Genomic DNA, 24,800 nt, shown 5'->3' with positions numbered 1-24,800 from the left:
CTGAATGTTCAGGTCAAAGATGAAGTTGAACAGCTTCAGAAGTGGTTTGATGAACATTGGCAGAACGGCACGGATATTACCGAAGCTGTGTTGAAGGTAATGGAGATGCACTGCCGTGAGTTCAGTCCTTATGATGTTTATCTTCGCTCCATGTATGAGTATTTCAAGAGCCATGAGGAAACTGTATCCGAATGGGAAGAAAACGAATCGGTCGTGTATAAGGGCTTGTCGCAGTATCAGAAGGACGGTTATAACAGCCTTATCCAGATAGCTGAGCGTTACTCAGGTGCTTTCCTTTGTGACGGTGTCGGTCTGGGCAAAACCTTTGTCGGAATGATGCTGATAGAGCGTTTCGTAAAGAAGGAGCGTAAAAATGTCGTACTGATCGTTCCTGCATCTGCAAGAGTATCTGTATGGGAAGTAACGATAAAACGACTTATCCCTGAGATACTGGAGGGCTTCTATCCGTTCAAGATCATCAACCATACCGACCTGCTGCTTGACAAAAATCAGAACCTGATGAACCAGATCGCACAGCAGGCGGAAATTATTATCATAGATGAAGCGCATCATTTCCGCAACCGTTCCTCCAACAGATACAGAAAGCTATTTGAGATGATGCAGACAGGCTGTCAAAAGCAGATGTTTATGCTGACAGCCACACCGATCAATAACAGTTTCCTTGATCTACAGCACCTTATCGAGCTTTTCACCCACAGGCAGGAAGATTATTTCTCCGGCGCCCCTCTTGGTATACACAGCCTTGCAGGACACTTCAAAAAGATGGAGAAGCAGCTCGATCAGGTTTCGGGTACAGCAATAAGCGATTCTTTGGATATATCCGGCGATATTATCCGTGCAGACAAGCTGGTTACAGAGCTTGTTGTACAGCGAAGCCGTGCCTATGTTAAGCGGAGTCTGCTGACCGAGCAAGGAAATAATGTCCTTTTTTCTAAGAGAGAACCGCCGACAGTTGCAAATTACTCTCTTGAAAAATCATACGGCAGGTTGATTAAAGACTTCAAGGAGTCCTTTGACCGCAAAGATAAGAACGGAAAGACGATAACGATCCTGTCCCTTGCCATTTATTCGCCGTACAGCGATGATTATTTTATCGGGGACAAGTCCAAGATGGACGAAATGGTAACAGGTCGTCAGCAGCAGGTAGTAAATCTTATCCGTATCCTGTTGCTGAAACGCTTTGAAAGCTCTATAGAAGCCTTCAAGGAGACTTGTATCAAAATATATATCCGCCTGAACAAATTCCTTAATGACTACAAGGATACTGATGCAAGCAGCAAGCGCCGTGTTGAGAGAAAGCAGGCTGAACAGGAAGATATTCTGCGGTACGCCGAGGAATATGCGGCTCTGAATCAGACTTCTATCGAAGATATTGAAGACAGTCTGCCCGATTATGTATGGAATACTCAAGAAGTCTTTGATGTCAATGATTTCGATATAAACGCTCTGCTTGTTGATACCATGATGGATATGGACACGCTTTCAAAATTCATCGAAGATATGATGGAGTTCAAGCCCGAAAACGACGATAAGATACGGGAATTAAAGCGTATTTTGCATGAAGATACACGCATTCAGAACAAAAAGGTCATTATCTTTACAGAGTATAAGGCAACAGCGCAGTATATCTATCGTGAACTGCAAAAGGCAGGTTTTACCGATCTTTATGAGATCGACGGACAGACTTCCGGTGACCGCCATGAGATGATACAGCGTTTTGCTCCGTATTATAACGGCTGTTCATCGGCAGATGTAACGGACGAGATAAAGATACTTATCGCAACAGATGTACTTGCAGAAGGCTTGAACTTACAGGACGCTTCGTGTCTAATAAATTATGAGTTGCACTGGAACCCTGTTCGCCTTATGCAGAGAATAGGTCGTATCGACCGCCGCCGTGATGCAGATACCGAGGCACATCTGCTTGCAGACCACCCAGAACTGAAAGCAGATCGTGATTTTGCGTATTATTGGAACTTCCTGCCGCCAAAGGAATTGGAAGATCTTTTGTCACTGTATAAGACCGTATCAAAGAAAACGCTCCGTATTTCCAAGACATTCGGCATTGAGGGAGAAAAGCTCCTCACTCCTGATGACGAATACGAAGCACTGAAAGAATTCAATTCACATTATGAGGGCAGTACTTCCGCAGAGGAAGAAATTGCCCTTGCATATCAGCAGCTCTTAGCAGATAATCCCGACTATCTTGAACAGGTCAAGGAGCTGCCAAGAAAGATGTACAGCGGTAAAATGGCGTCAACACGGAAGGGATATTTCTTCTGCTATGAACTGCCTACCAAGAGAGCTGACGGCTCATGGTCGGACGGCGACGGTATTTACCGTTGGTATGTGGTTGATCCGGAAACTAATCAGGTCACGGAAGATCTGCATGAGATATGGACTGCTATCAAGTGCGAGCGTGAAGAGAGCAGAGCCTTTAACGCTAATGGGGAGCAGTTCTCCGAGATACGCAAAGTGATCGAAAACTATATCAAGAAAAATTATCTGAAAGCAATACAAGCGCCTATGGGCAAAAAAGCCAAGTTGGTCACATGGCTTCAGATGATATAAGGGGTAACAGATATGGATATCAGAAATATAAAGAGCATAGATGATCTAATCAGGTACTTCACCGAGGAACTGAATTGGAACATCGACCTTGATGATTTTGATGAGATCGACGATATTACATACGATTTTGATGCTGCTGATATTGGTTTGAAAGCTGATGCTTTTGCTAAGATTTCTTCTTTCCGGCAGTTACAGCCGTTTTGCGATGAGCAGAAATGGGGCATCTTCTGCGTAGAGTTCGACAGCAACAAGTTTGAAGTGTCAGCACTCCGTAAGATACTGTCGGGACTTATCCCAAAGAGAAGAAATGCCGCTGAACACGCTGTATGGTCGCAGAAAGACCTTCTGTTCCTTTGTTTCTGGGGGGCTGATAATAACCGTACTATCGGTATTGCACATTTTGAGGATAAGGTCGCAGGACTTCCGCAGATAAAAATGATCTCCTGTGCGCCTGCTGTTGAGGATTTCACGCAGATACGAACTTTTGAAGATCGCATCGGGCATTTGTCATGGGTGAAAGATGTTACTGACACGCAGGCATGGTATGATCAGTGGTCGTCGGCGTTTGTGACGGCATATCATCAGGTTATCAGGGACTCTGCTTCGCTTACTGTCAAGCTGGCGGCGGAGGCTCAGGCTATCCGTGACCGTATACTTGACATATATGCTGTCGAAACGCATGACGGATATGTGCACAAACTGTTCAAGGATTTCAAAGACAATCTTATCCACGATATGACCAAGCAGCAGTTTGCAGATATGTACGCTCAGACCGTTGTTTACGGATTGTTCTCAGCAAGATGCATGGACAAGACGCAGGATAGCTTCAACGTGAAAGAAGCTATCGCCTGCATTCCGAACACTAATCCGTTCCTGAAAAGGCTCATGGAGGAATGTCTTGGCGAGGGCAGTGAGCGTCACCTGACCTTTGACGAGCTGGAAGTTGCTAATGTTGTGGAGATACTCACGCATACTAACACCGACCTGATACTTGCCGACTTCAACCGTCAGACGGGCGGCGGTCGTGAAGACCCTGTTATCCATTTCTATGAGGAATTTCTGACCGCATACGACAAGGCACAGAAGGTGCAGAGGGGCGTTTACTATACGCCGCAGCCTGTTGTCAATTTCATTGTCAGGGCGGTTGACAGTATTCTGAAAACGGAGTTCGGGCTTGCGGACGGTCTGGCATCGGAAGAAACCAAGACCGTGAAATATATGCGTGAAAAGATCAGAGGTCAGGGCATGACCGAAGACACAAAGGAAGTACCTGCCGTTCAGATACTTGATCCCGCAACAGGAACGGGAACATTCCTGCGTCAGACCATTCTGCAAATATATGATAATTTCAGAGCCAAGCATAGTGGTGAGAGTGAAGCGCAGATCAAAAAGGCATGGAATGAGTATGTCCCGAAGCACCTGCTGCCCCGTCTGAACGGTTTTGAGTTGATGATGGCTCCGTATGCCGTTACGCACATGAAGCTCGCTATGGTGCTGAAAGATACGGGCTATGATTTCGGCGGCGACCACCGTCTGAATGTGTTCCTGACCAATTCGCTGGAAGAAGCGAATGGAATGGTAGAAGTGTTTGATGATGGAAGTGTAATGACTTCTATGTTTGATGATCCGCTTGCCTTTGAATCAGCGGAAGCAAACCAGGCAAAACGTAATAATGGCATAAACGTGATTATTGGTAACCCGCCGTATTCATCTTCAAGTGCTAATAAAAATGCGTGGTTAGATAGATTAATGCAAATCTATAAAACAGAACCTGGTGGAAAAGAAAAACTAAAGGAGCAAAAATACTCTATAGATTCTGATGAGATTAAATTTATGCGATTTGCTCAGCATTTAATCAATAGTGCCGGATTAGGTGTTGTAGCATATATTAATCCTCATGCATATTTAGATAAACCTACTTTTCGTGGAATGCGTTGGCAATTATTAAAAGAATTCGATGCAATTTATATCATCAATCTGCATGGTAATAGCAATCATCAAGAAACCACGCCAGATGGTGGAAAAGATGAAAATGTCTTTGATATACAACAGGGAGTATGCATAAATGTATTTGTAAAAACAGGTAAAAACAGTTCTATAGCTAATGTCTTCTATACAGATTTGTATGGAACTCGTGATATCAAGTATTCAAAGCTGAATAAAACAGAGCTAAAGCATCTAACATTTGATGTTCCAGTTTCTGAACCGCCATATTATCTTTTTGTACCTAATTCTTCAAATACACAATACTATAAAGGATTTTGTTTAAGCGATTTACTTGTAATTCATCTTGAAGGAATTCAAACTGGAAAAGATAAACTTGTATTACACAATACTAAAGAAGAATTGGACGCAGTTATTGAAGATATATTATCAATGGGAACAGAAAGTATTCGTAGAAAATATGATTTAGGAAATGATGGTAGAGATTGGACTGTAGCATGGGCTAAAGAAGACATTATTTCACATTATCCTAATGATGGTTATTACTTCAAACTGTTTCTAAGTCCGTTTAATTCAAAGTGGAGCTTTTATACTGGAAAAAGCTCAGGTTTTATAAAATGTTGTAGAGATAAAGTCTCAAAAGAAATGATAGGACATAATAATCTTGGTTTAGCATTAACAAGAAATGCAATGCCACAACGTTTATATAGTAATTTTATGATTGTTGATTCGTGTATTGTTGGAAGATTTATTGGCGATTTTTCAACATCGACTCAATTATTCCCAATTTTCTTGTATACTAATACTTTTGGTGAAGAAAATCGAGAAACCAATTTCAATAAGAATATTATTAGTATAATCTCTAATAAGCTGGGGTTGGAATTTAAGAACACTGATGAAAAATCATCTTCATACTATAATTCTGTAAACCTTGTTGATTATGTTTATGCAATTCTAAATTCAATGAAATATAGAACTACATATCAGGAATTCTTATGTCGTGATTTTCCGTATATTCCGTATCCAACAAATCAGGAAACCTTCTGGAAACTTGTAGAGATTGGCGGCAAGCTGAGAGAATGCCACCTAATGCAGACCGAATTCGACACCGCAGCTTACAGCTTTGTCGGTGACGGCACTAACGAGGTTGTCAAACCCGAATACAAGAACGGCAGGGTGTACATCAGCAAAACGCAGTATTTCGACAACGTACCGCAGGCACAGTGGGAGCAGTACATCGGCGGTTATCAGCCCTTGCAGAAGTGGCTCAAAGACCGCAAGAAAACAATGCTCTCCGCCGAGGACATCGAGCATTACAAGAAGATCATCGCAGCTCTCAGGCTCACCGAGGAGCTTATGGCGGAGATAGATCAGGTTGTGGAGTTCTGATATGACGTAAAAAGGACAGATGCTTCTCTTGTGTAAGTATCTGTCCTTTTATTTGACTGTTATTGACATTTTTCAAAATAGGTGCTATAATTATGCTAGCACTCTTCACCAACGAGTGCTAACAAGATAACAAGTTTTTAATCACAATTTTGAAACATCAGAAGGATTACTATACTTTATAAATTTTCGGAAGTGAGCGTGAAAAAAATGATTATATCTGAGTTAAAGGTGTATAATTTTCGCCGTTTCCAATCCGTGGATGGAGCACCTGGATTGCAAATCACTTTTCATAAGGGGTTAAATGCACTGATTGGTGAGAATGATTCCGGAAAAACGGCTGTGATAGATGCTCTAAAATTAGTTTTGCTTACCCAAAGCAATGAATATATCAAGCCAGTAGATGAAGATTTTTATAGATCAGCCGATGGAAATGCGTGTTCTGAATTCAAAATCGATTGTACGCTTTCTGAATTCACGCAGAATGAAGCCAAAAACTTCATCGAATATTTAAACTTCAAAAAAGATGGAGATAAGGTCGAATATACACTTCAACTTCATTATCGTGCATGGAAAGACGGACACAGAATTTATCAAGAATTGCGCGTAGGTGATATAGATGATGGTATTTCCATTGACGGAAAAGCAAGAGAGTTATTGAAAGCAGTTTATTTGAAACCACTTCGTGATGCAGAACGCGAAATGAGTTCGGGACGTGGTTCCAGAATTTCACAAATACTGCTTAATCATCCCGTTTTCAAAGATAAGAAGGAACACGCAGTTCTTGACATTTTTCAAGACGCAAACAAAAAAATTGAGGAGTATTTTACTGATGATGCCGATGGAAAACATATTCTTCAAGCGATTCGAGACAACTTAGCATCTTTTAATGATCAAGGTCAGGCAAGCAATGCAGAATTAAAAACATCCGATATTCAGCTCAAAGCAATCCTGGAATCATTGTCATTGAATGCCCCTGAGATTAACCCGGGATTAGGAGAATTAAATCTGTTGTTCATTGCAGCAGAACTATTACTTCTTAAAGATGACACTGATGGTGGATTGAAACTGGCTCTGATCGAAGAATTGGAAGCTCATTTACACCCGCAAGCGCAACTTAGGTTGATTAACTACCTTCAGAACGAGTATAACGAAAATGATGTCCAAATTATAATATCTACACACAGTCCGATTTTGGCATCAAAAATCAATTTAAAAAACTTAATCTTAATGAAAAGCGGTTGTGGGTACGATTTGGCTGAGGGAAAAACAGGTTTGCAAAAAGGTGATTACCTATTTCTTCAACGTTTTCTTGATTCGACAAAAGCCAATCTGTTTTTTGCTAAGGGTATAATAATGGTTGAAGGCGATGCAGAAAACATACTGGTTCCTGTGTTAGCAGATATTATCGGATACCCATTAGAAAAATACGGAATATCCATTGTAAATGTTGGTAGCACAGCTTTTCTTAGATATAGCGGGATTATGGTTCGGAATGACGGTACCGATCTTGGAATACCAGTTTCTGTAATAACCGATTGTGATGTAAAGCCATATGATACTGATTCAACTACTAAAGAAAAGGTATTCAATGAAAAAGTGACTGAATCTACAGAAACGGAAGAAAAGAAAAATATAAAATACACAAATGGAGCCGTTCGTGGCTTCACTTCACCTCGATGGACATTAGAGTATTGTATTGCTTTGAGCTGTCTTTCAAAAGATTTTCATAAGGCAGTTCATTATGGCATGAAGATTCTGAATGCTCGAGAGTATATTTCACTGACTGATGCAAAAATAGGTGAAGCAAATAAAGATGCTGAAACAGAAGCACAGCTATGGGAAAGTTTATCTGATGCCGAACGTGCATATCGAATTTATGATTTAATGCTTAACGGTGATGGGAAAAGTAGCCTTAAAGCGATAGTTGCTCAATGTCTGGCTTCGGCGTTAAGATGGAGAACATCTAAAATACCAGAAGGAGTAACACAAGAAAAAATGTTTGACCTCGACTTATATGGGTTCAAAACAGATGAGGCAAAGAAAGCTGAACTTAATACACAAATTGAAAAAGATCAGTATTTGCGCTATATTGTAAATGCTATCAAGTATGCTGCGGGAGAGAAAATATAAAGGGAGGGTTCTACGTTGGAATGGATAATTTCCGATAAGGATATCGAATCAACTGAAGAACTTCTTCTGCCACAGGAGACACATTTTTCAGATGATGCAAGAAAAGTCATCCGGTGTTGGCATTCAACTGATGTAGCCGCCTGTCCTGGCAGCGGAAAAACTACCGTTCTTCTCGCTAAGTTAAAACTGTTAGCTGATAGAATTCCTTTTGAAAACGGTGCTGGAATTTGTGTGCTTTCCCATACAAATGTTGCTGTAAATGAAATCAAAAGAAAACTCTCTGATTATTCAGATAAGATTCTCAGCTATCCTAATTATGTTGGGACGATTCAGTCATTTATTGATAGATTTGTGACTATGCCTTATATACGCAATACTTTCGGGCAAAGCGTTCAAGTGGTTGATAGTATGACCTATGCACAGCATATGCTTAATAAAATGCTGAATAATAGAAAGTATAGCAAACTGAATTATCTAACTGAAAATAATTACCAAACTGGCAGACAGTTTTCTGATCGTATCAGTCATACGCAGGCTTTATATTTACGAGATGATGGTGCCCTTTGTATAGAACGACAGAAAAACGCATTGGCTTGTGCAGGAAAGCCTTCCACAGAGCAATATTCAGAATTATTAGTTGATCTTCTAAAAAACGAAGGGATAATAAGGTATCAGGATGCCTATTCGTTTGCAAAGGCTGCTATTGATGATTTATCCCAATCGTATACAGATATATTTTCATCACGATTTCAATACGTTTTCATAGATGAGTATCAAGATTGTAATGATATTCAAAGGCAAGCTATAAACGCTATTTTTGACTCAACAAAATGTGCGATTTTCAAAATTGGTGATTCTGATCAAGCTATATATAACCAATCTGAAGATACAACAACTGATTGGATTCCACAGGATGATTACTTGCCCATTATGACCTCTTGCAGATTTAGTCAGGAAATTGCTAATGTAATTTGCAAACTAAAGAAGAAAGAAAAAAGTATAGTGACGTTTACTGGAGAAACAGGAGTTAAACCAGTATTACTTGTTTTTTCTCCTGAGAATATTGACCGAGTTATTGTAAGTTTTATTTCTGAATTAGAAGCTCACAATTTGAATGATAGAAACGGCGTATACAAGGCAATTGGTGCAATAAAAAGCGAAAGTACTGCTGGACTTAAAATCGGTAGCTATTTTCCAGAATTTGATAGTTCTAATAAGAAAAGTGAATATAACTATTGGATTTCAGTAGAAGAATTAACACAGGTATTAGAGAACGGCAAGCTTTATAAGGCAGAGCAAATCATTCGTAAGTTGTTATGTCGTATATTTCACTATATTAAAAAAGTGAATCCAGCATCTGGCAAAGAATTTACTACTGTTGCATTAAAAAGGTTCCTTGAAGAACAGTATAGAGATTTATATCGCTCTTGGATTTATGAGATGTCGACATTAAAATGCTTCGATAGACAAACCGTAGATTGGATGTTACGGCGAAAGCTTAAAGAATTGCTAAGAATCAGTGATCCAACCATAGCTGATATATTCACTATACTTCCAGATTTCTTTCTTGATGAATCGAGTGTTGCAAGTCGGGCAGATAGGTCTGAGAAGAATGTGTTTATTGATCCAATTAGAGGTCGAAGGATTGTATTTGATACCATTCACGCAGTAAAAGGTGAAACACATGATGCAACACTTTATCTTGAAACATCCAGACAACGTTCAACTGACTTGAACAGGATTCTTCCTTATTTTGGTGCTGGAAGTCTTGGAAAATCACCGCTATTTGATTATAGCCGCAAACTCGCATATGTTGGCATGAGCAGACCCAAAAAATTACTTTGTGTAGCAATGCAGTCTGAAACTTATGAAAAAAGTAAGGACGTATTCAGTAACGACTGGGTTATTAAAGATTTGAGATAAATGAAACTAAAATAGAAAACAGGCAGATACCTCATCGAAGTATCTGCCTGTTTTGTTTCATAGCCTGCTGTAAAGTTATTGTTTATAGTTGTTTTAATAAAACTTCTATATGAGCGCAGTCCTTTTGGGATGGCCTCTTTACTTTTTACGAGTGCGGGTCTTGCTTGGGGGAAACCTGCACTCACCACCCGTAAATGTTCCACGTGGAACATTCAGTTGTGGATCTTGATGACGTATTCGATGATGCCGTTTTCTTGTTTGCGTTCGGTCTGGGCGTCAACGCCTGCGAGTTTCATGATGCGGACTGCTTTTTCGACGGTGTTGAAGAAGAGGCGGACGTCGCCCACTGCGGCTGCGCGTTTGCGGTAGCTTTGGCGGCGTTTTTCCTCGGTCTGTTTGTCGGCGATGAAGCGTTCGGTCTGTTCGGCGGTAAGATCGTCGCGGATGGCTGCGGAGAGGGCTTCTGTGCGAAGGTCGGGGTCGGCTTTCAGGAGCGCCCGAGCGTGGCGTTCGGTGAGACCCGACTCGACGATCTTGCGGCGTTCATCCTCGGACAGGCGGAGCAGGCGAAGTTTGTTCGCAACCGAGGGCTGACTGAGACCGAGCCGAACCGCCGCCTGCTGCTGGGTCAGTCCGAACTCGCCGATGAGCCGACGGATGCCCTCCGCCTGTTCAAAGCAATTGAGGTCGCGGCGCTGCAAATTCTCGGTCAGGCAGGCGACCGCGGCTTCCCTGTCGGAGAGGTCGGTCACGAGGCAGGGGACGCGTTCGAGACCTGCGATGCGAGCCGCCCGAAGGCGACGTTCGCCGCAGACCAGCTGAAATTCGCCGCCGACCTCGCGGACGGTCAGCGGCTGCAAGAGCCCGAGCTGGGAAATGCTCTTTGCGAGGGCTTCAAGTTCCTGCCTGTCGAACTCGCAGCGCGGCTGATAGGGGCAGGGGCGGATCTCGGAAACGCCGATCTCTCTGACGGCGTTGGCGGATCTTGCGGGGGTAAAAAATGATCCGAACATAAAAAATCTCCTCCGATGTTCCACGTGGAACATTTCTAATCCTATTATAAAGTATTGGTCGGAAATAATAAAGACGTCATTCGCCGCAAGTTTCGAGGGGGTTCGGGAGGAAGGGCGGAAAATCCGCGTAAACGGGCAGTAATCGTCGGAAAAATGACGGGAAAATGTTCATAAGCCGTCGAAAAATTTTTTTCCGAAAATTGTCGAAAAGGGCTTTTCAAATCGCTCAAAATGTTGTATAATATATAAGGTATATTCTATCGAAGGGAGATGACAGCCCGAATGGGAAAGATCATCGCAGTCTCAAACCAGAAAGGCGGCGTCGGTAAGTCAACCACCGTCGTGAATCTTGCGGCAGTCCTCGGCAGCAGGGGCAAAAAAGTCCTCATCGTCGATTTCGACCCGCAGGGCAACTCCACGACCTCGCTGGGCGTGCGGAAGAAGAGCGTCCGCAACACCATCTACGAGGTCATTATGCGCGAATGCACCGCCTACGAAGCGGTGGTCGCCACCGAGTTCACGGGGGTGAGCATGATACCCACCACCCAGCGGCTTTCGGGCGCGTCGGTGTCGCTGCTGTCCATGAAGGACAAGGCTGTTCAGCTGCGCGAAGTCATCAGCCCCGCGAAGGATTTCTACGACTACATCCTCATCGACTGTCCCCCGACCCTCGATATGCTGACGATCAACGCCCTGTCCGCAGCCGACTCGGTCATCGTGCCGATACAGTGTGAATTCCTCTCGCTGGAAGGCCTCGCCGAGCTGAACAACACCATCAAGCGCGTGCAGCGCAGCTTCAACGAAAAGCTGTACCTCGAAGGCATCCTCTTCACCATGTACGTAGAGCGGTACAAGGTCACGGGGCAGATCGTCAAGGAAGTCAAAAAGTACTTCGGCGGTTCGGTGTTCGAGACGGTGATACCGCGTAACATCGCCCTGAGTGAGGCGCCGAGTTTCGGCAAGCCCGCCCTCTACTACGACAAAAAATCCAAAGGCAGCAAGGCTTACGAAGCGCTTGCGAAGGAAATACTCAAAAACGAAAAAAAGCGTGAAAAGGAGATGACCTGATGGCGAAAAATGACAGGATGGGCAGCGGTCTCGACCTGCTGTTCGAGGACAATTTCGGCGAGGAGAGCAGCGAAAAAGCTGTCAGCACTCTGAGGGTCTCGATGATCGAGCCCGACCGATCTCAGCCGAGACGCACTTTCGATGAGGACGCGCTGAACGAACTCGCCGAAAACATCAAGATACACGGCGTTTTGCAGCCGATACTCGTCCGCCCGATCGGTGAGGACACCTACCGCATCGTCGCAGGCGAACGCCGCTGGAGAGCCGCTCGCATCGCAGGGCTGACCGAGATACCTGCGGTGGTGAGAGACCTGACCGACGCGCAGGCAGCGCAGATCTCGCTCATCGAGAACATTCAGCGCTGCGACCTCGACCCCATCGACGAAGCTGCCGCGCTGAAACGGCTTATCGACGACTTCGGGATGACGCAAGAGGAGGTCTCGAAGACTGTCGGACGTTCCCGCTCGGCTGTTGCGAACTCCATCCGCCTGCTGAATCTTCCCGTGGACATCGCGGCGGAACTGAAGGCGGGGAACATCTCCGTCGGCCACGCGAAGCTGATACTCGGTTTCGACGACCCGACAGATCAGCTGTTGCTCGCGGAGTACGCGAAGCAGGGCTGCTCGGTGAGGGAGCTTGAAAAGGCCGCGGAGAAACTGCGGAACAAACCCGTTGAGGGCGAGGAGCTCATCAAGCAGACCGCGGAGGAGATACCTGCCGCGAAATTCGCAGACCCCTTCAAGAAGTATAGCATCGAGACCGAGGAATCCTTCAAGCAGAGCTTCGGCATCAGGGCGAAGGTCAGAAAGGAAAAATCGGGCTATTCGCTGAAACTGGACTTCAAGACCGAGGAAGACCTGAAAGAGCTCATCGAACAGCTGACGGCGTCGCTGTCGTAAATGTTCCACGTGGAACAATCAAAAACGGAAAAACAATCATTTATATAAAAGGAGTAATTTGAAATGTTAGACATCAAACTTGTAAGGACAGAACCCGATCTGGTAAAGGAAAACATCAAGAAGAAGTTTCAGGACGACAAGCTGCCCCTCGTTGACGAGGTCATCGAGCTGGACAAGGAGTTCAGAGCCTGCAAGACCAAGGCGGACGAGCTGAGAAGCAAGGTCAACAAGCTCTCGAAGCAGATCGGCGGACTTATGGCACAGGGCAAGAAGGACGAGGCTGAGGCTGTGAAGGCTGAGGTCGCCGGCATCAACAAGGAACTCGCAGGTCTGCCCGACAAGGAGAAGGAGCTGGAGGCTGAGATCAAGAAGAGAATGATGGTCATCCCGCAGCTCATCGGCGACGACGTTCCGATCGGCAAGGACGACAGCGAGAACGTTGAGCGCGAGCGCTTCGGCGAGCCCGTAGTTCCCGATTTCGAGGTACCCTACCACGTTGACATCATGGAGTCCTTCAACGGCATCGACCTCGACACCGCAAGAAACAAGACCAGCGGCAACGGCTTCTACTACCTGCGCGGCGACATCGCAAGACTGCACTCGGCGATCCTCAGCTACGCACGCGACTTCATGATCGACCGCGGATTCACCTACTACATCCCGCCCTTCATGATCCGCTCCAACGTCGTTACGGGCGTTATGAGCTTCGCGGAGATGGAGAACATGATGTACAAGATCGAGGGCGAGGATCTCTACCTCATCGGCACCTCTGAGCACTCGATGATCGGCAAGTTCAGCGACACCATCATCCCCGAGGACGAGCTCCCGAAGGCGATGACCAGCTACAGCCCCTGCTTCCGCAAGGAAGTCGGCGCACACGGACTCGAAGAGCGCGGCGTTTACCGCATCCACCAGTTCGAGAAGCAGGAAATGGTCGTTGTCTGCAAGCCCGAGGACAGCGACGAGTGGTACGAGAAGCTGTGGAGAAACACCGTTGATTTCTTCCGCACCCTCGACATCCCCGTCCGCACGCTGGAGTGCTGCTCGGGTGACCTGGCTGACCTGAAGGTACGCAGCCTTGACGTTGAGGCGTGGTCGCCGAGACAGCAGAAGTACTTCGAGGTCGGCAGCTGCTCGAACCTCGGCGACGCTCAGGCGAGAAGACTGTCCATCAGGATACAGGGCTCGGACAAGAAGAAGTACTTCGCTCACACGCTGAACAACACCGTTGTTGCTCCGCCGAGAATGCTCATCGCGTTCCTTGAGAACAACCTCAAGGCTGACGGAACCGTTGTTGTCCCCGAGGCTCTGAGACCTTACATGGGCGGCAAGGACAAGCTGGAGAAGTGCAAGGCTTAAACAACTCACCGAAGCAATATTGTTCCACCTGGGCAGGGGCAGTGACCCCTGCCCTTGTGGAATATTTTTGCGTAAAGCAGTTTTCAGATGAATGTTCCACGTGGAACAATTCTCTTGAAAAGACGCGGCAGCAAAATTGGCTGGCTTTTCAAACAAGATTTGGCGCAGCCAGATCATCGTGAACTTGGTGCAGGGGTCACTGCCCCTGCTTACGTGGAACAATTCTCTTGAAAAGACGCGGCAGCAAAATTGGCTGGCTTTTCAAACAAGATTTGGCGCAGCCAGATCATCGTGAACTTGGTGCAGGGGTCACTGCCCCTGCTTACGTGGAACAAATGCAGTTATAATTGAGGTTACTATGCAGACAGATCATAATTATATTGCCGAATTTGATATTGCCGTTATCGGGGCGGGGCACGCAGGGTGCGAGGCGGCGCTTGCGGCGGCACGGCTCGGGCTGAAAACGGCTCTGTTTACCATTTCGCTGGACGCGGTGGCGAATATGCCCTGCAACCCCTCCATCGGCGGCACCGCGAAGGGGCATCTCGTCCGCGAGATCGACGCGCTGGGCGGCGAGATGGCGAAGGCTGCCGACGCGACTTTCCTTCAGTCGAGGATACTCAACCGCGGAAAAGGCCCCGCCGTCCACAGCCTGCGCGTGCAGTCGGACAGGGTGAAGTACCACGCCTACATGAAGTCGGTGGTCGAGCACACCGAGGGGCTGTATCTCAAACAGGACGAGATCACCGACATCCTTACCGACGAGGGGAAGATCTGCGGCGTGCGCTCGAAGCTGGGTTCGCAGTACAGGGCGAAGGCGGTCATCATCGCGGGGGGTACCTACCTCCGCGGCAAGGTGTTCGTCGGCGATGTGAACTACGAGAGCGGCCCCGACTCGACGCTGCCTGCGAACTTCCTCAGCGATTCGATACGTGAGCTCGGCATCGGGCTCAGACGTTTCAAGACGGGCACACCCTGCCGCGTCCACAGGCGCTCCATCGACTTCGACAAGCTGGAACGTCAGGACGGCGACGAGGACATCGTGCCCTTCTCCTTCGAGACAAAGGGAAAGCTCGAAAACACCATCAGCTGCTACGTGGGCTACACCAACGCCGAGACCCACCGCGTCATCGGGGAGAACATCCACCGCTCGGCGATGTACTCGGGACAGATCGAGGGCGTGGGTCCCCGCTACTGCCCGTCCATCGAGGACAAGATCAGGCGGTTTGCGGACAAGCCGCGCCACCAGCTGTTCATCGAGCCGATGGGTCTCGACACCGAGGAGTGCTACGTGCAGGGTATGTCCAGCTCGCTCCCCGAGGAAGTGCAGCTGGCGTTCATGCGGACGATAAAGGGTCTCGAACACGTCGAGATCATGCGCAACGCCTACGCCATCGAGTACGATTGCTGCGACCCCACCGATCTGCTGCCGACGCTGGAATTCAAGAGCGTGCCGAACCTTTACGGCGCGGGTCAGTTCAACGGCACTTCGGGCTACGAGGAGGCGGCGGCGCAGGGACTTGTGGCAGGCATCAACGCGGCGCTGAAACTCAAAGGACGTGAGCCGATGCTTCTCGACCGCGCTTCCAGCTACATCGGCACGCTGATCGACGATCTGGTGACGAAGGGCTGCTCCGACCCCTACCGAATGATGACCTCCCGCAGCGAGTACAGGCTGCTGCTGAGACAGGACAACGCGGACATCCGCCTGACCCCTGTCGGACACAAGATCGGGCTGATCTCCGACGAGCGTTTCGAGCGGCTGAACGAGAAGGTGAAGCTGATCGGGCAGGAGATCGACCGCGTGAAGCAGGTCAACATCGCGCCGTCGGAGGAGCTGAACGTTTACCTCGCCGAGTGCGGCACCGAGCCGCTGACGACGGGAACGAAGCTGGCACAGCTCATCCGCCGTCCCCAGCTGAGCTACGAGGGGCTCGCACCCTTCGACAAGGGGCGCGGCGACCTGCCCAGGGACGTCCGCGAACAGGCGGAGCTGAACATCAAGTACGAGGGCTACATCGCCATTCAGGAACAGCAGGTCAGGGCGATGCGCAAGCTGGAGCGGAGGGCTCTGCCGCCCGACACCGACTACTCGCAGATCAAGGGTCTGAGACTCGAAGCGGCTGAAAAGCTCAACAAGATCAAGCCGCTGAGCGTGGGTCAGGCGAGCCGCATCTCGGGCGTGAACCCTGCGGACGTGAACGTTCTGCTCATCTGGCTGAGTGCCTACGGACACAAGGAGGACGAGGAATGAGCAGACTTATCGGGTATGAACAGTTCGCGGAGCTGTTTGCAAAGGGCGGCATGGAGGTCGGCGAGGAGATGTACCGCCGCTTCGAGAGATACGCCGACCTGCTGGTTGAATGGAACGAGAAGATAAATCTCACCGCCATAACCGACCCCGAGGGGATAGCCGAGAAGCATTTTTACGACTCGGTGTACCCCTTCGTGCTGGCGGAGGGCGGATTCGGGAACATGATCGACGTGGGGACGGGCGCAGGTTTCCCGTCGGTGCCGCTGATGATCTGGCAGGGCGGCTTCAGGCTGACCATGCTGGACAGCCTCAACAAGCGCATCAACTTCCTGAACACGGTGGCGGACGAGCTGGGTCTCGAAGCCGAGTGCATCCACGGGCGTGCCGAGGAAGCAGGCAGAAAAGCCGAGCTCAGAGAACAGTTCGACGCGGCGACGGCGAGGGCTGTCGCGAATCTCAGAGACCTGAGCGAGTACTGTCTTCCCTTCGTGAAGGTGGGCGGTTGTTTCTATGCCCTGAAGGGCAGGGACGGCGAGGCTGAGCTGAAAGAGGCAAGGAGCGCCGTGAAGATCCTCGGCGGCGAGGTGGCGGACGTGAAGAGCTATTCGCTGCCGAGCGGCGACAGCCGTGTGCTGATCGTCATCCGCAAGGTGAAGCCGATGGACAGGAAGTTCCCGAGAAACGCGGGTCAGATGAAGAAGAATCCTCTGAAGTAAGATTCGGTCGGTTGGTGATGCTATGGATCAGTTTGTTTTATACCACGGGCGGCAGATGCGGTGCGGATACACTACGGGGTCGTGCGCGGCGGCGGCTTCGGCGGCGGCGGTCAGGGCTCTGCTGTCGGGTGATCGGGTGACGGAGATCGGGCTGATGACCCCCAAGGGGATCGCTTTGAAGCTGCCCGTCACCGACCTTGAGGTGGGCGAGAGTTCCGCGAGCTGTTCGGTGGTGAAGGACAGCGGCGACGACCCCGACGTGACCAACGGCATCAAGGTCTTTGCCGAGGTGACGATGACGGATGCTCCCGAGGTCGCGATAGACGGCGGCGAAGGGGTCGGGCGCGTGACGAAGGACGGGCTGGATCAGCCTGTGGGGAACGCGGCGATAAACTCGACGCCGAGAAGGATGATCGCGGCGGCGGTCAGGAAAGAGGCAGAGACCTTCGGGTACACGGGCGGTTTTTCGGTGGTCATCAGCGTGCCCGAGGGGGAGAAGATCGCAAAGAAGACCTTCAATCCGCGGCTCGGGATAGTGGGCGGCATCTCGATAATCGGGACGACGGGGATAGTCGAGCCGATGAGCAGCCGTGCGCTGGTGGAGACGATACGCACCGAGGCAGGCGTGAGGAAAGCCGAGGGCATGAGGACGCTGATGCTGACGGTCGGGAACTACAGCGAGAGGTTCATCGCGGAGAGATCGCCGAGTCTGGCGGGTCGGTGCGTGACCTGCTCGAATTTCATCGGCGAGGCGATAGACATCGGAGCCGCGATGGGTTTTGAGCGGATATGCGTCATCGGGCATCTGGGCAAGCTGGTAAAGCTCGGGAGCGGCATCATGAACACGCATTCGCACGAAGCGGACGGTCGGCGTGAGACGCTGATGGTATGTGCGGCGCTGGCGGGCGCGGACGCGGAGGTTTTGAGGGCGATAGACGGCTGTGTGACGACGGATGCGGCGCTCGATGTTCTGGACGGAGCGGGGCTGACGGAGGATTCGATGCGGATACTGAGAGAGAGAGTCGGGAGGTATCTGAGGGAGAGAGTCGGCGGCGAAGTTGAGATAGGTGTGGTAATTTTTGAGGATAAGCATGGCGTAACGCTGATGACAGAAGGCACAGAAGAGATATTGGAAAAAGCCAAAAAGGAAACAGAACCCAAAACGCACCAAAAGCCGCAGACACACCTCTGAAAAGGAAGCGACGGAAGAAGTCCGTTCGCTTTCTTTCGGGCAGTGAGGTTACAAAACAATCAGCAAGAAAAAAACATTTTGGAGGTCAATATGCAGGCAGTTTGTGCTGTAGCAACAGCTCTCGGCGAGGGTGCTGTTGCGGTCGTGAGGATAAGCGGTGAGGACGCGCTCAAAGTCGCTTCGGAAGTGTTCGTCCCGTATTCGGGCATCGCGGTCGGGGATATGAAGGGTTATACCTGCGCTTACGGTAAGGTCGTTGACGGCGGCGAACGTATCGACGACGCCGTGCTCACCGTTTTCCGCGCCCCCCATTCGTACACGGGTGAGGACGTGGCGGAGATAAGCTGTCACGGCGGCGTGTACATCACCAAACGCGTGCTCAGGCTCTGCTGCGAAAACGGCGCACGGCCTGCCGAGCGCGGCGAGTTCACAAGGACGGCTTTCGTTAACGGAAAACTCGACCTCGCGCAGGCGGAGTCGGTCATGGAACTTATCTCGGCGCAGGGCGAGCTCACTCTGCGCTCGGCGAACCTTACCCGAACGGGCGAGCTCTCGGACAGGATAGGCAAGGTCAGGGCTCGGCTCACAAGTCTGCTCGGCGAACTCGCCGCATGGGCTGACTACCCCGACGAGGATCTGCCCGAGGTCGGCGGCGACAACATGACCGCGACTGTCGATGAGTGCCTCGCGGCGGCGGAAAAGCTCATCAAGGGCTACGACAACGGCATGATGTTCAGAAACGGCATCCCTGCGGTCATTGTCGGCAAGCCCAACGTCGGCAAATCGACGCTGATGAATCTTCTGCTGGGCTACGAACGGGCTATCGTCACCGACATCGCAGGCACGACCCGCGACCTGCTCGAAGAGACCGTAAGGCTCGGTGACGTGACCCTCAGACTTACCGACACCGCAGGACTTCGCGAGACCGAGGACGCGGTGGAGCGGATAGGCGTTGAGCTTGCGAGGAAAAAACTGGGCGAGAGCGCCCTCATAATCGCGGTGTTCGACGGCTCGACCGCCCCCGACGACGAGGACAAACTGCTCATCGAGGAAGTCAAGTCCTGCGGCGGCAGAGTCATCGCCCTCATCAACAAGACCGACATCTCCGAAGGAAACGGCTACGCGGAACTGCTCGGCGGCATGGCTTACGTTATCGGTATCTCTGCCAAAACGGGCAAGGGACGCGAGGAACTCGAAGCCGCGGCGGCTGAATTGTTCGGCGGTCTCGACCCCGACGAGGGCATGATCTTCGTCAACGAGCGTCAGCGCTTCTGCCTCGGAAGAGCAGTCGAAAGCCTCGAAAGAGCCAGAGACGGCATCCTCACAGGAATGTCCCCCGACGTCGTCACCATCGACATCACCGAAGCCGCCGCCGCCCTCGCAGAAATAACAGGCGACCGCATAACCGACGACATCGTAAACGAAGTCTTCAGCCGCTTCTGCGTGGGGAAGTGACGGGGTGTTTCACTGGGGGAAACCCGCCTTAGCTTCGCACGTCCGCCTTAGCTACGCACGTCCGCCTTAGCTTCGCACGGCTAGAAGAAAGGTTCTCCCCCAGACCCCCTTCCAAAGACTTTTAATATGTTGAACGGTTGGTGTGGTCTTGAAGATAGACTATCACCATTTCATGAGTGAATATTTGTTTTGGGGCGGGGGTGTTTCCTCCGCTTTTTTGCTATCTGAATTTTATATGCTCACCCTACATAAATAAGCGGTGAGAGTCAAACGTCCCCTACAAACAAAACGTCACCAATATTAAAAATTTTAGGAAGGGGGTTTGGGGGAGAACTCTTTTTTTAGCCGTGCGAAGCTAAGGCGGACGTGCGTAGCTAAGGCGTGGGTTCTCCCCCAAGAAAAAAACGAGGAGATCTCGCGATCTTCTCGTTCATGGTTAGTTCCATTTGTAGACTTTGTTGCCGGACGCGGTGTAGGAGCGGCAGTTTTTTACGTACTTGCAGTTTTTGGTGCCTTTTTTGCAGTAGATGGTGTTGTTTTTGACGTTGGTGGTGCCGAAGACGGTGCTTCCCTCCTGAGCCCTGACGCAGATGCCGTACAGACCGCCGTAGACGGTGTTTCCGATGATGTTATTCGGCATGGATGTGCAGTTGACGTTTCCGAAGGACGCCACGTTCAGACCTATGGAGTAAGTCTTGTCCAGACGGGTTCCGAGTGATCTGATAACATTATTCTTGACTGTCACGCCGTAGGTGTTGTGCATACACAGGGCTTCGGAAGTAACGCCTGTGATGTCGCAGCCTGTGACCACGATATTTTTGTGATAGCAGTTATAGAACCTTTTATTTTCGGTAGCGGTCTTGTTGCAGCAGAGACCTCTTCCGCCTTTTATCGTGCAGTTCTGGACGGTGATATTGTAGCAGGTCTGACCCTGAACGTACTGTTCGCCGAACTGTGCGACGGTGGGAGCGGTCGCCTTTGACGCGAGGTCGATCTGAACGGCTTCTTCGAGGCAGGTAGCGGAAGGCGTACCTTCTGCGATGACCTTGCATCCCGAGAGCGTCATATTTCGGCAGGCGATTATCTCGACACCGTGACTGCGGTAGTTGGTCATGACGGTCATATTGCTGAGCTTTATGTTCTGACCGTGATTGAATCTGATGGTCGAAGTATCGCGGAGCATCCTTGCGTTATCGGCGATCTCCCATCTGCCGCCCGTGATGGAGATATTCTCGATGGAGCGGTAGTTGAGTTTCGTGCAGTTGTTGTTGATTATCTGTTTCTGGGGGTTGACCTGATAGATAGTCGCGCCCGTTGCGAGGATGGTCTTGTTGCTGCCAAGGGTCATGCCGCGGTCGGTCTCGATGCGTTCGGGCGGAAAGACGAGGGTCAGCCTTTTGTCGTTATTGAGCAGATAATTTATCGCCCTGCCGTTAAGGTGCGGGTCTTTCTGATTTATGAGGACGACCGAGCCGTTTTCCTTGACGCGGGCTATCTTTTTGCCCGACAGGTAGATGTACTCGGCGTCAGCCGCGGATACTGCGCAGGCGAACTGTGAAGCGGCGAGCGCGGCGGCGGCAAACAGCGATATCACGGTCTTTTTTATCTTTTTTACTGTGTTTTTTTCCAATGTTTGTTCTCTCCTTTTGGTAATTTTGTTGGTTTCTTTTGTTAACTATATCTAAATTATAACATAAAACAGAAAATTTTTCAATAACAATTACTAATTTGTTATCTTTTTCGTTATCATTCACAATGGTTTTGAGATCTCTTTGGGCATTTTGTCAGAGCTGTATGAAATTTTGTACTTGACAGAGGGATGAATATTTGTTATAATATATAATGTATCTTTATATCCTCGCTTTTGAAGAAAAGCAAATAAACGATGAGGTGAATTATTGACATGGGTTTAATGGACGCACTGTTTGGAAACTACTCCAAGAAGGAGCTTAAAAGAATAGAGCCTATCAAGGACAAGGTTCTGGAGCTTGAATCGAAGTATCAGAAAATGAGCGATCATGAACTGAGAGATCAGACCAGGATCCTGAAAGAGAAGCTGGCTGACGGAGTAACAACTCTCGACGATACTCTTCCCGATGCGCTGGCTGTATGCCGTGAGGGCGCATGGAGAGTGCTCGGAAAGAAGGCATACCCCGTACAGATAATCGGTGCTATCGTTCTGCATCAGGGCAGAATCGCCGAGATGAGAACAGGTGAAGGTAAGACGCTCGTTGCGTGTCTTGCGGCTTATTCAAACGCGCTGAACGGCAAGGGCGTTCACGTTGTTACCGTTAACGACTACCTGGCAAAGTTCCAGTCGGAAGAGATGGGTAAGGTATTCAGATTCCTCGGCCTCACCATCGGCTGTGTTCTTCAGGGCATGAGCAAGGAAGAAAAGCACATCGCTTACAACGCGGATATCACTTACGGTACCAACAATGAGTTCGGTTTCGACTATCTGCGTGACAACAGAGAAGTTGAAAAGTCGGCTCAGGTACAGAGACCTCACGCCTTCGCTATCGTGGACGAGGTGGACTCGATACTCATAGATGAGGCGAGAACTCCGCTTATCATCTCGGGTCAGGGCGAGGAGTCCAGCGAGCTTTATCAGGCGGCTGACAGATTCGCTAAGACCTTAAAGCCCGTTACCGTTGTTGAAATGGACGACAAGGCTGATAACGACCTTCTCGACGGCGACTACATCATCGACGAAAAGGCTAAGACCGCTACCCTTACCAAGAGCGGCGTTAAGAAGGCAGAAAAGGCGTTCGGTGTCATCAACCTTATGGACGCGGACAACCTTACCCTTCTCCACCACATAAATCAGGCTATCAAGGCTAACGGTACCATGAAGAGAGATACCGACTACGTTGTAAAGGACGGCGAAGTCCTCATCGTTGACGAGTTCACGGGACGTATCATGGTGGGCAGACGCTACAACGACGGTCTGCATCAGGCTATCGAGGCTAAGGAAGGCGTTAAGGTAGCACGCGAGAGCAAGACCATCGCTACCATCACATTCCAGAACTATTTCAGACTTTACAAGAAGCTGTCGGGTATGACAGGTACTGCGCTCACCGAAGAGGACGAGTTCAGAGAGATCTACAAGCTCGACGTTATCGAGATACCTACCAACAAGCCTATCGCAAGAAAGGATCACTCGGACGTTATCTACAAGACCGAGAAGGCTAAGTACAACGCCGTTATCGAACAGATAATCGAGTGCAACAAGAAGGGTCAGCCTGTCCTCGTAGGTACCGTTTCGGTCGAGAAGTCGGAGTACCTCTCCAGACTGCTGAAAAACAAGGGCGTTAAGCATCAGGTGCTGAACGCCAAGTACCACGAGAAGGAAGCTAAGATCGTAGCTCAGGCAGGTAAGTACGGCGCTGTTACCATCGCGACCAACATGGCGGGCCGTGGTACCGATATCCTGCTGGGCGGTAACTCCGAGTACCTCGCTACCGAGGAGCTCAGAAAGCTCGACATTCCCGAAGAGATCATCGTTGAGGCTACAGGTTTCTCCGAGACCGACGATCAGGAGATCCTTGACGCAAGAAAGAAGTACAGAGAATTCAAGGATAAGTTCGATAAGGAAGTTGCGGACAAGGCGGACAAGGTGCGCGAGGCAGGCGGTCTGTACATAATCGGTACCGAGCGTCACGAGTCCAGACGTATCGACAACCAGCTCCGCGGACGTGCGGGACGTCAGGGCGACCCCGGTGAGAGCCAGTTCTTCCTCTCCCTCGAAGACGACCTGATGAGACTCTTCGGCGGCGACAAGGTAACTTCCATGATGGATACCCTCAAGGTTGACGAGGATATGCCGATACAGTCGAGAATGCTCACGGGCATCATCGAGTCCTCGCAGAAGAAGCTCGAAGGCAGAAACTTCAACATCAGAAAGAACGTTCTGAACTACGACGATGTTATGAATACTCAGCGTGAGATCATCTACGGTCAGAGACAGCAGGTTCTCGACGGTGAGGATATCCACGAGAGCATCGTGAACATGATAAATCAGTTCGTTGAGGGCAGCGTTAATATGTACCTGCTCGACGACGAGATACACGACGACTGGAACCTTGAGGGTCTTAAAGAACACCTGATGAACCTCATCACTACCGAGTCGGACTTCAACTACACTCCCGAAGAGCTTGAAGCGGTATCTAAGGCGGATATCATCAAGCAGTTGCAGGAGAGAGCTGACAAGATCTACGAAAAGCGTGAGCAGGAACTCGGTACCGAGAGACTCCGCGAGGTCGAGAGATATGTTCTGCTCAAGATCGTTGACCAGAAGTGGATGGATCACATCGACGATATGGATCAGCTCAAGAGAGGTATCACTCTGCGCTCCTACGGTCAGAAAAACCCCGTTGTTGAATACCGTATGGAAGGCTTCGAGATGTTCGACGCAATGGTTGACTCCATCCGCGAAGATACCGTCAGAATGCTGTTCACTATCCAGATCCGCCAGCAGGTTCCGAAGCGTCAGGTGGCAGGCTCCGAGACTACTTCCAACAAGGGCTACACCGCTCGCCACAGACGCAAGAAGATCGGCCCCAACGATCCCTGCCCCTGCGGAAGCGGCAAGAAGTACAAGAAGTGCTGCGGCGCTTCGGCTGCCAACGCAAACAGCGCAGGCGACGATTCGGACGACTGATGGTTGGAGCCTGAACGTTGGTTTTTCTTTGGTGAAATCCCATTCCTAAAACTTTTAATATTGTCGTTTGTTGGATGTGTTTTGAATGATGCGTTATGCACCCTTGAACGTCTTTTTTGCAAGGGCTCGCTATATTAAAGGAGAACTACGAACTTTCCGACCTGCACAAAATCAGGAAGAACCACCCAAAAGCCAAAAAGTATTAA

General features: G+C 49.4%; 14 protein-coding genes. 12 read left to right on the top strand and 2 right to left on the bottom strand.

The annotated features are described in order from the left end of the window. From BT142_RS08760 to BT142_RS08745, 4 genes are all read left to right on the top strand, one after another. The coding region (locus BT142_RS08760) for a helicase-related protein (RefSeq protein ID WP_072417821.1) at positions 1–2,592 on the top strand (2,592 nt) is incomplete at its 5' end. A gap of 12 nt (positions 2,593–2,604) precedes the next feature. Continuing rightward, positions 2,605–5,925 (top strand): type ISP restriction/modification enzyme, encoded by a 3,321-nt coding sequence (locus tag BT142_RS08755; protein ID WP_072417820.1) that lies wholly within the window; start codon positions 2,605–2,607, stop codon positions 5,923–5,925. 207 nt (positions 5,926–6,132) lie between these two features. Beyond that, positions 6,133–8,055, top strand: coding sequence for an ATP-dependent nuclease (locus tag BT142_RS08750; RefSeq protein ID WP_072417819.1), 1,923 nt, complete (start codon positions 6,133–6,135; stop codon positions 8,053–8,055). Positions 8,056–8,070: 15 nt separating this feature from the next. Next, the gene (locus BT142_RS08745) at positions 8,071–9,978 is read left to right on the top strand and encodes a UvrD-helicase domain-containing protein (protein ID WP_072417818.1); all 1,908 of its coding nucleotides are present in this window, start codon (positions 8,071–8,073) and stop codon (positions 9,976–9,978) included. A gap of 212 nt (positions 9,979–10,190) precedes the next feature. Here the strand turns inward: BT142_RS08745 and BT142_RS08740 are convergent, their stop codons facing one another. Then, positions 10,191–10,991 (bottom strand): ParB/RepB/Spo0J family partition protein, encoded by an 801-nt coding sequence (locus tag BT142_RS08740; RefSeq protein WP_072417817.1) that lies wholly within the window; start codon positions 10,989–10,991, stop codon positions 10,191–10,193. A 282-nt stretch (positions 10,992–11,273) separates the two neighbouring features. Here BT142_RS08740 and BT142_RS08735 point away from each other — a divergent pair, with 282 nt between their 5' ends. The 7 genes from BT142_RS08735 (at position 11,274) to mnmE (ending at position 19,934) form a co-directional block, all read left to right on the top strand. Continuing rightward, positions 11,274–12,059: a ParA family protein gene (locus BT142_RS08735; protein WP_072417816.1), complete on the top strand. Its 786-nt coding sequence runs from the start codon at positions 11,274–11,276 to the stop codon at positions 12,057–12,059. Continuing rightward, positions 12,059–12,958 carry a ParB/RepB/Spo0J family partition protein gene (locus BT142_RS08730; protein WP_072417815.1) on the top strand — a complete coding sequence of 300 codons (900 nt, stop codon included), beginning with the start codon at positions 12,059–12,061 and terminating at the stop codon, positions 12,956–12,958. The genes BT142_RS08735 and BT142_RS08730 overlap by 1 nt, the downstream gene beginning before the upstream one ends. A 63-nt stretch (positions 12,959–13,021) precedes the next feature. After that, positions 13,022–14,317, top strand: coding sequence for a serine--tRNA ligase (serS, locus tag BT142_RS08725; protein WP_072417814.1), 1,296 nt, complete (start codon positions 13,022–13,024; stop codon positions 14,315–14,317). A 358-nt stretch (positions 14,318–14,675) separates the two neighbouring features. Next, on the top strand, positions 14,676–16,571 hold the full coding sequence (gene mnmG, locus BT142_RS08720; RefSeq protein WP_072417813.1) for a tRNA uridine-5-carboxymethylaminomethyl(34) synthesis enzyme MnmG: 1,896 nt from the start codon (positions 14,676–14,678) through the stop codon (positions 16,569–16,571). Next, positions 16,568–17,287 (top strand): 16S rRNA (guanine(527)-N(7))-methyltransferase RsmG, encoded by a 720-nt coding sequence (gene rsmG / locus BT142_RS08715; RefSeq protein WP_072417812.1) that lies wholly within the window; start codon positions 16,568–16,570, stop codon positions 17,285–17,287. Before mnmG ends, rsmG begins: the two co-directional genes overlap by 4 nt. A gap of 22 nt (positions 17,288–17,309) precedes the next feature. Next, the gene (gene cbiD, locus BT142_RS08710; RefSeq protein ID WP_072417811.1) at positions 17,310–18,479 is read left to right on the top strand and encodes a cobalt-precorrin-5B (C(1))-methyltransferase CbiD; all 1,170 of its coding nucleotides are present in this window, start codon (positions 17,310–17,312) and stop codon (positions 18,477–18,479) included. A 90-nt stretch (positions 18,480–18,569) separates the two neighbouring features. Continuing rightward, a complete protein-coding gene (mnmE, locus tag BT142_RS08705; protein WP_072417810.1) occupies positions 18,570–19,934 on the top strand; it encodes a tRNA uridine-5-carboxymethylaminomethyl(34) synthesis GTPase MnmE in 1,365 nt (454 codons plus the stop codon). A gap of 436 nt (positions 19,935–20,370) precedes the next feature. Here the strand turns inward: mnmE and BT142_RS08700 are convergent, their stop codons facing one another. Further along, positions 20,371–21,564 (bottom strand): hypothetical protein, encoded by a 1,194-nt coding sequence (locus BT142_RS08700; RefSeq protein ID WP_072417809.1) that lies wholly within the window; start codon positions 21,562–21,564, stop codon positions 20,371–20,373. A 273-nt stretch (positions 21,565–21,837) separates the two neighbouring features. On the opposite strand from BT142_RS08700, the gene secA reads away from it, so the two are divergent. Further along, positions 21,838–24,594 (top strand): preprotein translocase subunit SecA, encoded by a 2,757-nt coding sequence (secA, locus tag BT142_RS08695; RefSeq protein ID WP_072417808.1) that lies wholly within the window; start codon positions 21,838–21,840, stop codon positions 24,592–24,594. Positions 24,595–24,800: the final 206 nt, after the last annotated feature.

Source organism: Ruminococcus sp. YE71 (assembly GCF_900119155.1).
Classification (GTDB): domain Bacteria; phylum Bacillota; class Clostridia; order Oscillospirales; family Ruminococcaceae; genus YE71.
This window is presented reverse-complemented; position numbering and strand designations above follow the sequence as displayed.